This window comes from Thalassotalea psychrophila, assembly GCF_031583595.1.
GTDB lineage: Bacteria > Pseudomonadota > Gammaproteobacteria > Enterobacterales > Alteromonadaceae > Thalassotalea_A > Thalassotalea_A psychrophila.
Genome location: NZ_CP134145.1, coordinates 2,810,715 through 2,824,190, shown reverse-complemented (window position 1 = coordinate 2,824,190; position 13,476 = coordinate 2,810,715). Strand labels below are relative to the sequence as shown.

12 protein-coding genes and 2 riboswitches are annotated in these 13,476 nt (G+C 38.9%); of the genes, 1 reads left to right on the top strand and 11 read right to left on the bottom strand.

Annotated features, from left to right (window positions below; translation table 11 throughout):
- Positions 1–204: 204 nt before the first annotated feature.
- Positions 205–1,545, top strand: coding sequence for an N-succinylarginine dihydrolase (astB, locus tag RGQ13_RS11520; protein WP_348389896.1), 1,341 nt, complete (start codon positions 205–207; stop codon positions 1,543–1,545).
- Positions 1,546–1,637: 92 nt separating this feature from the next.
- On the opposite strand, the gene ltaE is transcribed toward astB, so the two are convergent.
- The 11 genes from ltaE to RGQ13_RS11465 all read right to left on the bottom strand — a co-directional run bounded on the left by ltaE (position 1,638) and on the right by RGQ13_RS11465 (position 13,160).
- Entirely contained in the window at positions 1,638–2,648 is a 1,011-nt protein-coding gene (ltaE, locus tag RGQ13_RS11515) for a low-specificity L-threonine aldolase (protein ID WP_348389895.1), read from the bottom strand.
- A 107-nt stretch (positions 2,649–2,755) separates the two neighbouring features.
- Positions 2,756–4,666: a TonB-dependent receptor domain-containing protein gene (locus RGQ13_RS11510; RefSeq protein WP_348389894.1), complete on the bottom strand. Its 1,911-nt coding sequence runs from the start codon at positions 4,664–4,666 to the stop codon at positions 2,756–2,758.
- Between the two features lie 31 nt (positions 4,667–4,697).
- A riboswitch (cobalamin riboswitch) is annotated at positions 4,698–4,865 on the bottom strand.
- A gap of 245 nt (positions 4,866–5,110) precedes the next feature.
- Positions 5,111–6,064 (bottom strand): cobalamin-binding protein, encoded by a 954-nt coding sequence (locus RGQ13_RS11505; protein ID WP_348389893.1) that lies wholly within the window; start codon positions 6,062–6,064, stop codon positions 5,111–5,113.
- 5 nt (positions 6,065–6,069) lie between these two features.
- A complete protein-coding gene (cobO, locus tag RGQ13_RS11500) occupies positions 6,070–6,684 on the bottom strand; it encodes a cob(I)yrinic acid a,c-diamide adenosyltransferase (RefSeq protein ID WP_348389892.1) in 615 nt (204 codons plus the stop codon).
- Positions 6,677–8,203, bottom strand: coding sequence for a cobyric acid synthase (locus RGQ13_RS11495; RefSeq protein ID WP_348393402.1), 1,527 nt, complete (start codon positions 8,201–8,203; stop codon positions 6,677–6,679). The genes cobO and RGQ13_RS11495 overlap by 8 nt, the downstream gene beginning before the upstream one ends.
- The gene (locus RGQ13_RS11490) at positions 8,196–8,825 is read right to left on the bottom strand and encodes a histidine phosphatase family protein (RefSeq protein ID WP_348389891.1); all 630 of its coding nucleotides are present in this window, start codon (positions 8,823–8,825) and stop codon (positions 8,196–8,198) included. The genes RGQ13_RS11495 and RGQ13_RS11490 overlap by 8 nt, the downstream gene beginning before the upstream one ends.
- Positions 8,818–9,420 (bottom strand): bifunctional adenosylcobinamide kinase/adenosylcobinamide-phosphate guanylyltransferase, encoded by a 603-nt coding sequence (gene cobU, locus RGQ13_RS11485; protein WP_348389890.1) that lies wholly within the window; start codon positions 9,418–9,420, stop codon positions 8,818–8,820. Before cobU ends, RGQ13_RS11490 begins: the two co-directional genes overlap by 8 nt.
- Complete coding sequence (locus RGQ13_RS11480; protein ID WP_348389889.1) at positions 9,417–10,196, bottom strand: adenosylcobinamide-GDP ribazoletransferase; 780 nt, start codon at positions 10,194–10,196, stop codon at positions 9,417–9,419. The genes cobU and RGQ13_RS11480 overlap by 4 nt, the downstream gene beginning before the upstream one ends.
- A 27-nt stretch (positions 10,197–10,223) precedes the next feature.
- Complete coding sequence (gene cobT, locus RGQ13_RS11475; protein WP_348389888.1) at positions 10,224–11,276, bottom strand: nicotinate-nucleotide--dimethylbenzimidazole phosphoribosyltransferase; 1,053 nt, start codon at positions 11,274–11,276, stop codon at positions 10,224–10,226.
- A 13-nt stretch (positions 11,277–11,289) separates the two neighbouring features.
- Positions 11,290–12,276: a FecCD family ABC transporter permease gene (locus RGQ13_RS11470; RefSeq protein ID WP_348389887.1), complete on the bottom strand. Its 987-nt coding sequence runs from the start codon at positions 12,274–12,276 to the stop codon at positions 11,290–11,292.
- Positions 12,276–13,160 carry an ABC transporter ATP-binding protein gene (locus RGQ13_RS11465; protein WP_348389886.1) on the bottom strand — a complete coding sequence of 295 codons (885 nt, stop codon included), beginning with the start codon at positions 13,158–13,160 and terminating at the stop codon, positions 12,276–12,278. The genes RGQ13_RS11470 and RGQ13_RS11465 overlap by 1 nt, the downstream gene beginning before the upstream one ends.
- Positions 13,161–13,197: 37 nt before the next feature.
- A riboswitch (cobalamin riboswitch) is annotated at positions 13,198–13,384 on the bottom strand.
- Positions 13,385–13,476 lie beyond the last annotated feature (92 nt).

Genomic DNA, 13,476 nt, shown 5'->3' with positions numbered 1-13,476 from the left:
TGAGTTTAATGATAATTAGAATATTTGACATCGAAAAATTAATATTTGGTAAACATTGATTTATATTTACTGAGTTTTAGCTCTAAAGTCAACAATAAATTTACAAACATGCGTAATTAGGCGAAAAACAAGGTTTATTGCCATTTACTAGTGCTGAAAACTCGTTACAATAGCCAAAATTTATAAAATATTGGATATTTAAAAGTGAAGAGTTTTGAAGCGAATTTTGATGGTTTAGTAGGTCCTACTCATAATTATGCCGGCTTATCTGAAGGCAATGTTGCCTCTAAATTAAGTGCTAATGATATTTCGAATCCTAAAAACGCTGCATTGCAAGGTATTTCCAAAATGAAAGCATTGCACGATATGGGAATGACCCAAGGTGTATTTGCCCCACAAGAGCGTCCAGATATTCTTTCACTTCGTCGCTTAGGGTTTTCAGGCTCTGATTCCAATGTTTTAGAACAAGCTCATAAAGAAGCTCCAAATGTGCTATCTGCTTGTTTTAGTGCATCGAGTATGTGGACAGCAAATTCTTCAACTGTATCACCGTCAGGTGATACTAAAGATGGAAAAATACATTTCACTCCAGCGAATTTAACCAATAAATTTCATCGTTCACTAGAGCCTGAAATTACCGGTAATATTTTAAAAGCGGTGTTTAATGATGAAAAGCACTTTAATCATCATTTACATCTTAATGAAAACGATCATTTTGGTGATGAAGGCGCGGCAAACCACACACGTTTATGTAATGCATATGGCGAGCAGGGCGTTGAAATTTTTACTTTTGGTAAATATGCCTTTAATAGTGCGATGCCAGCACCTAAAAAATTCCCGGCAAGACAAACACTAGAAGCAAGTCAGGCTGTTGCTCGATTACACGGTTTACATGATGATAATGTAGTTTATGTTCAACAAAACCCTGACGTGATTGATCAAGGTGTATTTCATAACGATGTGATTTCAGTTGGTAACCAAAACGTGTTGTTCTACCATGACCAAGCGTTTTTAAATACCGATAAATTTTTAAATGAAGTACAAAGTAAGTTCGGCTCAGACGATTTGCACTTTATTAAAGTAAGTACTGATGAAGTACCGCTGCTAGATTGTGTTAAAACGTATTTATTCAACACTCAAATCATTACTTTAGCAGATGGCACCATGGCGATAATAGCGCCTATGCATTGTTACCATAATCCTAACGTGAAAGCGTATTTAGACCGCCTTGTTACTATGAATACTCCAATTAAACAGGTTAAGTATTTTGATGTAAATGAAAGTATGAAAAATGGCGGTGGCCCAGCGTGCTTACGTTTACGTGTGGCTATGACCGAAACCGAACTTGCAGCGGTTAACCAAAATTGTATTATGAGTGATGGCCTTTATGGTAATTTAGAAGCTTGGATCAATAAGCATTATCGTGACCAATTAAGTTTTGATGATTTACGTGATCCTAATTTGTTAGTGGAATCGCGCACCGCGTTAGATGAGTTAACACAAATGCTTAATCTTGGCTCTGTGTATCATTTTCAACAAGTTTAAAAATACAATTAAACTAAATAACGAAAGGGCCATAGGCCCTTTTTTTAGTTTCAATGACTCCGAAACGTTGAAAAATATTTCAACTATCGTGTTTACATTAGGGATAGGCAATCTTTTATTGTATCGGCGGTATAGATAATATCAGCGGTGCTTATGTTCAAATGAGTAACCAGGCGTAAGTTTTGCCCAGCTGAAATTAGTATTCCTTCTGCAAGTAGTAATTTACTTAGTAATTCACCATCAACACTTTCATCTACATCAATATAAACCATGTTGGTTTGTGGTGTTGTTACGCTAAGGTTATGACATTCTTTTAATAAATCGGCCAATAACACCGCATTTGCATGATCAATTTGTAAGCGTTCAATATTATGATCTAAGGCATAGTCCATTGCTTTAGCGATGATGCCGGCTTGTCGTGTGCCGCCACCTACCATTTTTCTAATGCGACGGGCTTTACTAATAAATTCATTACTGCCGCAAAGTACAGAGCCCATTGGTGTACCTAAGCCTTTCGAAAAACAAATTGAAATAGAATCAACGTACTTACAAATATCTTTTAACTCAATGTTTATGGCAGTTAATGCGTTAAATATACGTGCACCATCAAGGTGAATATCCAGGCCGTGCTCGTTAGCAAACTCTCTTGCTCGTGCAAAATACTCAAGCGGTATTACTTTTCCGCAATGCGTATTTTCAAGACTAAGCAATTTTGATTTAGCAAAATGCGAGTCATCTTCTTTGAGTACCGCTTTTATATCGGCAAAATTAAGTTCGCCAGTGTCGGAAACTTTAATGGGCTGTGGTACCACGCTACCAAGCACGGCTGCGCCGCCCGCTTCATAAAGATAGGCATGGTAGCCTTGACCAACAATATATTCTTCACCACGCTCACAATGGGCGAGCAGGGCGCAAAGGTTTGATTGGGTTCCTGAATTAACGATCATTGCCGCGTCAAACCCACTTAGCTTTGCCATTCTCGCTTCAAGGGCGTTTACTGTTGGATCGTCTCCATACACGTCATCGCCAAGCTCGGCGTGTATCATTGCTTGCAGCATATCTGCGCTTGGTCTGGTAACTGTGTCTGAACGGTAATCGATCATATGGCAACTCTTGGTTAATAATTTATAGACAAGTTTAGTGTATAAAAAAATACCGCAGCTTAAAAGTTTAAGTGCGGTATTTTAAATAAGTAATGTGCCTATTGTTACTAGAAACTATAAGAAACAGACGCTTTATAGTTTGTACCATCGGCAAAGTAGTTCAGTGATGTTTGATATTCTTCATCGAAGATATTATTCACTCTAGCATTTAAAGTAATATTATTGGTTGCATGGTAACTTACGCCAAGATCAACTAACACATAGCTATCTAACTTAGCTTCACCAGCATCAACACTTTCATCCCGGTAAGATACTAGGCTATTAAAGCTAAAGTTTTGCCAGTGATATCCTAAGCTATAAGTTGCCGTTAGTTCTGGACGACGTAGTAGTTTATCACCAGTAACAGAATCTTCTGCATCAACAAATGCTAAATTTAACTGGTTGTTTATATTACCCACATTAAGCATTATTGATGCTTCTACACCGCTGATTTCAGCTGAGTTAATATTTGCAGGTTGCCATAAACCAAACTCGTTCGGTGCCCAAGCAATTAAGTTGTCAATTTCAGAATCGAATGCACTTAATTCAACTTTAGCATTAAGGCTATCAGAGCTAAATTGATGGCGAATTAGAACTTCATTATTAGTGATTTTTTCTGGTTGTAAGTCCGGGTTTCCTGAACCAGGCCAATATAAATCATTAAACGTTGGCGCTTTAAAACCAGTACCGCGAGTAACGCTTACCAGCCAGTTATCATTAATTTGATAACCTACTGATGCGTTGTAGGTAGTTTCGGCATCAAGGTTTTCAATATCGTCATGACGTACTGCACCTTCAAGCAACAATTTGTCCTGTTGATGTTGAGCTTGTAAAAATACCGCACTTACTTCGCGCTCTACTTCATCCCAAGTTTGAAAGCCAGGCACCCAGCCATCAAGATCTTCACTGTTAGAGATCTCTTCAACGTAATAGTCAAGGCCAAGGCTAAACGATGTACCAGTTAAAAACTGGTATTGATTGATAAAACTAACTTGGTTGCGCTCGGTGCTGATTGTACTTGGCACTGTTTCATTACCAAAGTTCTCCGCTTCATCTTGGCTTGTAGCAATTGCTAGTTCGCTAAATAAATTATCGCCTTGATATCTACTTGCAAGTTTAACCGAGTAGTTTTCATGGTCTTGTTCATTAGCATAATAAGCAGGACACGCAAGAGCTTCATCAAACCAGCATGGGCTGTCAGGGTACGATGCATCAAATTCACTGTTACCACTTTCAAAACGAGAAACTAAATGCAAAGACATGGTATTAGTCAATTGACTATTACCTACTGCGCTCACACTAAAACGTTCATAACCGTCATCATCATCTTCATTAATATCATATGGATATGGGTCGGTTGTATAGGCGTTAAAACCGTCGCTGCTTTCAGTTGACACGCTAATGCTTATATTATGTTTGTCGTTTCCTAAGCCCATTGCTGCGTCGGCTTGAATAAGGCCGTTACTGCCAGCGCCAACGGTTAAACTGCCTTCACCAGAATGAAGTTGTTTGGTAAATATTTGAATTACACCGCCAATGGCATCGCTGCCCCAAAGTGCTGCTCTTGGGCCTTTAACAATTTCAATTCGTTCAATTTGACTTGGTGAAATAGCGGTTAAATTGGTCGTACCTAAAGTGGCCGAGTTAATCCGCACGCCGTCAACTAAAATTAGCGTGTGATTGGAGTTTGTGCCGCGCATAAAAATAGATGTATTCTGGCCAGAGCCGCCTTGTTGTACTACGCTAACGCCGGCTACCGTATCGAGTAATTCACTGATATTACCCACTTGCATGGTTTTTATCTGCTCGCTGGTAATAACTGAATTAGCTGACAGAGCTAAAAACTGTTCTTGCTGGCTACGGTTTGCGGTAACTAGCATTTGATCATCGGTATCCACATTAGCGGCAATCGCCTGTTGACTGAATGATGCTGAGATCCCTATTGAGATAAGGGTTGTTGCTATTATAGTTTTCTTCATTATTTCCTCACCAAAGATGCCCTCCGCATCTGAAAAAAATAGCGCTAAGATCGGTCTCCGGACTTATTTATTAACAAGGAATTATTGCCTTATTAATAAAATCACCGTTGCGGGGGCAGTACAAGAATAGGCGTTAGCCGGCACTTGTTTCCCGTTAAAATTCGTTTTTTGGACGAATATCTTAACGATTGTGTTGTCAGTTTTACTGACGTCGTTATACCAATTTGAATAAATTATTGCTCACTTGTGCAGGCTAAATTCAACCTAATCTGCGTTACTCTCAATCCCAATAGCCAGCTATTGTTCAATCGAGTGCCTTGCCTAGATTGATTTTTTCTACGCACAACAAGATCACAAACTTATCCAAACTGGTATTATCACCCTGAGAATGACGTTAGCAGGGCAATAACATCTGAGCTATGCTCAAATTTGGGCTTTATAGTGTTAGTTTTGTAAGCTCTGATAAAAGTTTCTGCTGCTATCAATGTCGATACAAAGCTGTTCTAACTCACTGAGTAATCGAAAACTCATGCGATGTAATATGTCTGAATTTGGCATCAATAATTGTTTATGTTGCGCCGCTGTTACTTGTGGAAATTTTTGCCAATCTACGGCATCAGGGTTTGGCTCTCCGGCTGACATTGGCTGTATGATCAATTCTGGGTTGGCGATAATTATTTGTTCTATGTTTATTTGTGGGTAATCATTAATTAACTGTTTAAACGGGTTAATAGCACCACAAACTTCTAGATGCTGCTGCGGCCATGCGTTTTGTGCAACCGTAGTTAATGGCTTTGACCACAATTCATAAAACACAGAAATAGGCTGCTTATTCTGATATTGCTGTGTTAACGCGGTTATTTTTCGCTCAAAATCTAGCGCTTTTTGTTCTGCAATTTCGCTACTGCCAGTCAACTTACCAAATAACCTTAGTTCTTTGGCAATATCGGTTAAATTAATAGGATCAGAGTAAACAACGTTTAAGCCCAGTTGTTCTAACCGCTCTAAATCATCACTTGGGTTTCCAGTACGCCAAGCAATAATTAAGTCGGGTTGATAAGCCAATATTTTTTCTATTTTTAGCCGCGCGTAATTACCAACACGCGGGATTGAATTCGCTTGTTCAGGAAAGTCAGAATGTTCGGTAGTGGCAACAATTTTACTGCCTACGCCAAGATCAAATAGTACTTCAACCACATGAGGGGCAAGGGCGATAATTTTTTGCTGACTATAATATTTATTAGCATCTTGTTGCTCTTGAACTTCCTTTTGCTCATCTTTAATAACCTCAGCCACCTCGGAAACTACTACAGTTGATGTAATAAATATAACCTTTAATAACCAAGCGACAATGATTAAGCTAATAAAAACAACAAGGGTTTTATGTTTTTTATTCATCAGGTTTACCAGTCAATTCCAGCTTGCGCTTTAATGCCGTTATCAAAAGCATGCTTAATTGGTTGAACCTCTGATACTGTATCGGCAAGTTCAATTAGCTGGCGATGACAAGCTCTGCCAGTAATTATCACGTGTTGATTTACCGGACGGTTATTTAATGTTTCAATGACCTCTTCAAGATCTATATAGCCGTAAGTAACCATGTAAGTAATTTCGTCAAGTAAGACAACATCGACTTGCTCATCTTGCAGTAACTTTTTTGCATCAAGCCAAGCAGTTTGTGCAGATGCGGTATCTTGCTGTTTATTTTGAGTTTCCCAGGTAAACCCCGTTCCCATCACATAAAAATCAACATCGTGCTGCTCAAGTAAATTGCGTTCGCCGCACTCCCAAGTACCTTTTATAAACTGTACTACGCTAGCTTTTAAACCATGACCTACAGCACGAGCTACTGTACCAAATCCGGAGGTAGACTTACCTTTACCATTACCGGTGATAACAATTAATAAGCCTTTCTCCTCGGTAGCATTAGCAATACGTTCATCCACTTTTTCTTTTAAACGTTGTTGGCGTGCTTGGTGTTTTTGCTCTTTAGTCGGTTTGTTATTGTCATTACTCATGTGAGTTCCATTGTGTTGTAAGTTTATTTATAAGGGGCATATTTAAGTGTTGTTCGACAGAATCGGCCAAAGTGTTTAACGCATAATTTTGTTGTTCTTTAAAACTTTGCGATTTTGCAATACTTGCTCCAGCCCATTTCATTAGTAGTGACAATGCATCCGGATTTTCAAACAATCCATGTAGATAGGTAGCAATTATCTGTTGATCATGACTTTCAAAACCAAGTGATGTTGAATGGCTAAAAATGGCGGTCATGTCGTTACTTAATTGAGTAGAGATACCGGCATGAATTTCATAACCTTCTATATTCGATGTTTGATCTAAAAGTGTTAGTTTAGTTAACACATTAGTTAATGTTTTATCAGCGGTAAGGGTAGTGGTAAACGGCAATAAACCTAAACCAGAGCTAGATAAATGTTCGCTTTCAACGTTGTTAGGATCAAAAATTTCATCGCCTAACATTTGCATTCCACCGCAAATACCGATGACTTTACCACCGTAGCGTAAGTGCTTTTTAATACAATGATGCCAGCCAAGACTTTTTAAGAAGGCAAGATCCGCTTGCACATTTTTACTGCCCGGTAAAATGATCAAATCACAACTTGGCAAGGGTTGTGCTGGTTGAGTACTTAAATCATCAAGGTTTGATATATCTTTAGGATAAATGAATTGTAAATCTATTTCAGGGTGCCAACGCAGAGCATCAAAGTCGGTATGGTTACTCATTCTAGGATAAACTGGCACGACAACTTTTAACTTTTTAATTTGCTCGTTGTCAGTGACTTGGCTGGGGTCGACCGCATCTTCAGAAGCGATAGATAAACCATGCAAGTAAGGTAATACGCCTAACACAGGCTTTCCTGTTTTTTGTTCTAACCACTCCAAACCAGATTCAAGCAGTTTAATATCGCCGCGAAAACGGTTAATAACAAAACCAATCACCCGTTGTTGCTCGCTTTTAGAAAGTAATTCAAGTGTGCCAACAAGATGAGCAAATACGCCACCACGATCAATGTCGGCAATCAGTATTACCGGACAGTTTACTCGTTCGGCAAAACCCATATTAGCAATATCGCCCTCGCGTAAATTTATCTCAGCGGGGCTGCCCGCACCTTCAACAACAATATAATCAAAACGCTGCTGTAATCTTTGATGTGATTCTAGTACTGCCTGCATCGCCACTTTTTTATAGTCATGGTAGCTTTGCGCTTCCATCATAGACAATGCTTTACCGTGCACAATAACCTGCGCGCCAGTATCGGAGTTAGGTTTTAATAAAATTGGATTAAAATCAACTTCAGGCTCGATATTAGCAGCATGAGCTTGTACCGCTTGTGCTCTACCTATTTCGCCACCATCTTTAGTTACGGCACTGTTTAACGCCATGTTTTGCGGTTTGAAAGGTGCGACTTTGATGCTTTTTCTTGCAAGTACGCGACAAATGGCTGCAACTAGCGTACTTTTACCTGCATCGGAAGTTGTACCTTGTATCATTAACGTTTTGCTTTGTTTAGTCATTGTTGGCAGATCTCGCACACGTAGATATAGGTAACCCAATACCAAAGACTTCGCTAAAGTTACTGTTTTCATGGTGTACTATTTTACTAATACTGCCATTTTCAATACGCAAATTACTGAACAGTTTTGGGTTTTTCCAGTCTAGCTCTAATACAACACTAAGCAGCATACGAATAACGCCGCCATGACAAATGACTAATATAGATTCATTTTTATATCCAATAATAAGTTGGTCAAATATTGAGAGAATACGGTGGTGAAAATCAGTTAAGTTTTCAGCATTTGGTAATGGATTTTGGGCTGGGTTTAGCCAAAACTTTTCAAGTATTGACCAGTGCTGTTTTGCCGTTTCAAATGGCATACCGTCAAGCTTACCAAAATCGATTTCTTTTAACTGCGGTTGAATGACAAGCGGTAATCCACTGGCTTTGGCAAATTTAGTTGCTAAACTTTTGCAGCGTTGTAATGGAGAACTGACAATATGAGTAAAATTGTGCTGCACTTTAAGCAGTTCAGTCAGTAATAAATCATCATGCTCGCTAATAACTTTAATGTCAGTATGACCGTAAAGTGCAGCAGGCCCGTCTACTTTACCATGACGTAAAAAGTATAAATTAGTCATTGTTACTTTCCTTTAAGGTTAAAGGAATACCTGCAGTTATTAATGTTACCGTGTCAGCTATTTTAGCAATACGTTGATTGAGCCAACCGGCATTATCAACAAATAAACGGCTTACCTTGCCAAGGGGGACTACGCCTAGGCCAACTTCATTGGCAACAAGGACTAAGTGTTGACTTTTAGTGTGTTGATATTTGCATAATGATAAAATCAGATGCTCTGTTTGGGCGTCGATTTGTTGCTGCTCTGCGGTTTCACCTAAGTTAAAAATTATGTTGTTAAGCCACAATGTTAAACAATCGACTAAATAAATTTTATTGCTGCTTTCATTGTTTTTATTTTGTTTATTTAATAGCTGTGCAAGCTCGGTAGGGCATTCAATAACCTGCCAAGTAATATCGTTATTTTTGGCCATTCTATCTTGTTGATGCTTTTCGATACGAACTTGCATCTCAGCATCATCAAAGGCCTGTGCTGTTGCTATATATATTGGTGAATGTGCGCACGTTTGTTCGCATTGTTGTTGCAAAGTAGCGCATAATTGTTCGGCATAAGAAGACTTGCCAGAGCGAGCTCCGCCTAAGATCAAATGGATCATAATAATGCTCCAGTACTGCTTGCTACAATAACTAAGTAAATGAGTAATTCAGTCAATTGTTGAGCACCGCCTAGACAATCTCCGGTATAACCACCAATGCGCTTATTAAGCCAATATTTGAAAGTAACTCTAAACATGATTAGTAATATTGCGATAATTAATATGGTATTAAAGGGCAGCAGCATTAAAGGTAGAGCGCCAATGATTAACAATATATAAAGCTCTTCAATGGTTTGTTGCATGGCAAGCGGTTTACTTTTGCTTGTGTCGCTATCACTTACGTAAGTCATGTCGAAAATAAGGCTAGCGGCTGTCGCTCTTGAGAGAGCATAACCGACTAAAATACTGGCTAATATTAATTGTTGCTGAGCTAATTCAACTAGTAAAGAGTATTTTAAGGCTAAAGCACAAACTAACGTTACCGTACCATAAGTACCTAGTCGGCTGTCTTTCATAATTGCTAACCGCTCACTGATAGTGAGGCCGCCGCCGATCCCATCAGCCATATCGGCTAGGCCATCTTCATGAAATGCGCCGGTCAGTAATAAGCTGGCAACCATTAACAATATAATTGCTATGCTGATAGGAAAAAGTAACGAAACAATACTGTAAAAAGCAATGAGTACTATGCCGATAAGTAAGCCAACTAATGAAAAGTAACGGCCAGATTGATTCAATAATTGTGGCGAGTATTCTAAGTTTTTAGGCACAGGTAAGCGACTAAAAAAACTTAGCGCTAAAAAGAATAAATTAACCTGTTGTTTTATCGTATTCATAATATAAAGCAATCGCAATTTTTACGACTAAACTGTGACTCCTGCCTGCTCAAAACTAGCCATGTCATTGTAAAAATGCGTAGCGGCAACTAACAATGGCAATGCTAATGCTGCGCCCGTACCTTCACCGAGTCTTAAATTAAGACTTAATAACGGTGTGGCGTTGAATTGGCTTAATAGTAATTGATGCCCAGACTCATCTGATTGATGAGAAAAAATCAGATAATCAGTTACATTTTCATTTATCTGTTTCGCTAATAGCGCAGCGGCGCTGACAATAAATCCATCGATTAAAACTGCAATACCAGCTTCTGTAGCGGCTAAAATAGCACCGACCATTTGTACTATTTCAAAGCCGCCAACTTGTTCAAGAATATGTATTGCATCCTTAGTGTTTACGCGCTTTAGGGCAGTTTTTATTAACTGTTTCTTAATAGTTAATTGCTCACTGTTTATCCCTGTGCCGCTACCAACACATTCATCTAGACTTGCTCCGGTCAATGCCGCTAAAATTGCTGCAGCAGAGCTGGTGTTGCTAATGCCCATTTCACCAAGAATGAGTAAGTTACAGCCTTGTTCTATTTGGGCAAAAGCTATGTTTTTTCCATAGATTAAACCTTGCTCGACTTGTGCAGTTGTCATTGCCGGCACTTTAGCAAAGTTATTTGTGCCAGCGCCTAAGCGTTGCTCAATAAAATTACTGTGCTGGTTTTTAATATCATCGTCTATTGGTTTAATTATGCCGGTATCAATTACTTTTAAAGCGATATTATTTGCTCTGCAAAAGCAGTTGATTGCGGCGCCACCATGAATAAAGTTTAAAACCATTTGGCGAGTTACATCACTAGGAGCAATACTTACTCCTTCGGCGCTAATACCATGATCACCAGCAAACACTAAAGCGGTAGGTTTAGTTATTTCAATGCTTTCGGCTAAGCCTAGTTGACGATTAGAAGCAATTAATGCTAATTGAGTTGCCACAGCCTCTAATTGACCCAAGGCACCTGGAGGCTTAGTTTTTTGATCAATTTTATTGGTGATAGCACCGATATATTTAGTGTTTAATTTGGAAATATTCATCTAAACAAAAGCCTTACATTTTGCGCATTAATAATAAAAAGAAAACACTGCCTAAAGCAGAGGTGATAACCCCTATCGGAATTTCTTGGCCATCAAGGGCTGTACGGGCAATAACGTCTACCCAAACTAAAAAGCATCCACCGAGTAAACCAGAGCCAATAAGCAAGCGGGCGGTTGTGATGCCAACAAATGAACGGACAATATGAGGGATCATTAGGCCTACAAAACCGATGCCGCCACAATAGGAAACAATAACTGCGGTACTGGCTGCACAAATTACCAGAACCAAAATTCGTAATCTGGCGACTTTCACTCCTAAAGTGCGAGCGCTTTCATCACTCAATAGTAGCGCATCAAGCTGTCTTGCTAAGCTGAATGCAATTAGGGTAGAGATAAGGATCACCGGGAATATCCACATTAATGCGTTGCTATCAGCTCGAGCTAACGACCCCATTAACCAAAATATTACTCGATTAGATGAAAATGCTTCACCCATGTATAAGATGAAACTGGTGATTGAGCTTAATAAAAATGAAACGGCAACACCGGCGAGTAATAAATGCGATACGCGGCGCCAGTTATTATTAGCGATGACGGTCAGCACTAATGCCACCGCGGCTAATGCACCGACAAATGCGGCTAAAGGCAGTGAAATAAAGTGGATACTGGCCGGCAATAAACTTGCTAGTGTTGCACCTAAGCCAGCACCAGCAACAATACCAAACAGGTAAGGATCGGCTAAAGGATTACGAGTAACATTTTGCATTAACGCGCCAGCAATGGCTAAACCAAACCCGGCTAGAAAACCAAGTAATACTCGGGGAAAACGGATGTCATATAAAATTGTTTGATAGATATCTTTTTCGCAACTGCTGCTAATACATTGCCACACAGCAAAGTGATCAACTTCACTGACGCCATAGCCAATTGATAATATAAAAGTACCAAGTACTAAGCTAAGCAGTAACAACATTGAGTAATTGAGATTTAATGGCTTCATCAAACTTGCCTCTCATGTTGTTCAGCACTTGCGGCAAAGGTTATTCTAGGTTTATTGGTGAACGGATTTTGATCGACAAAGCAGTCTAAATTGAATACTTGTTTTAGAGTGTTTGGTGTTAAAACGTCAATTGGCTTAGCATTGGCGACAACTTTGCCGTGATCCATCAAAACCAGTCGATCACAATATTCTGCCGCTAGATTTAAATCATGAATGGTCAATAACAAAGTGATGTTAAGTGTTTTGGCTAATTTCAGTATTTGATGCTGATAATAGATATCTAAATGGTTAGTCGGCTCATCCATAATAAGAATGTCTGCAGCCTGTACTATAGCTCTGGCTATTAAGGCTCGTTGTTGTTCGCCGCCAGATAATGTATTAAAACTTTGCTGCTTTTTATCAAGTAAGTCGACTTTGTTTAAGGCATGATTTATTTGGTCTAAATCACTATTTGTGTCACTTTCAAATAAGCCTTTATGAGGTATTAATCCCATACGGACAACGTCGATCACGGTTAAGTTAAATACTGAATTAGTGTATTGGCTAACAACGGCAAGTTGTTTGGCGATATGTTTGGTTGAAATTGATTTTAAACATTTTCCTTTAAGAAAAATGCTGCCAGTAAAGTCTTGGTATTCGCCATACAAGCATTTTAACAGCGAGGTTTTTCCTGCGCCATTTGGCCCAACAATAGCCACAGTTTCACCTTTAGTCAGATTGAAATCAATTTGATTAATGATGTTTTTCCCGTCTACTTGCCAGGAGAGTTGTTTTGCTTGTAGTACAGTATTGGCCATGCGTCTTAATATAATTTTAGCGCAAGCAATAAAAGAAGGGTGGCCAGTTATGTGCAAATTACGGGGTTTAGCCGACGTTAGCATCATATAACCAAAATCTTCTTCGCGTTACCCGCACGATTAATGAATTTATAAACTTATGGCAGGTCTCCTGACTTATAGAGATAACCTATTTTAACCCTTCCCAAAATTACTTCAGTGGTATGTTAAAAAAGCTCTATTTACAGTTGCGGGAACAGCTGTGGAATTGCACCACATTCCCTTTTAAGTTCTCGTTTACTCGCGAGAACACCAAAAGTTATTGAATGATAATTGTAGCAACTTAACTCAATCATTTACAATGGTTAAGTACTTAAATTACTTACTAATTAATTATAAGAAAGAACTAATACAGTAAGGATAA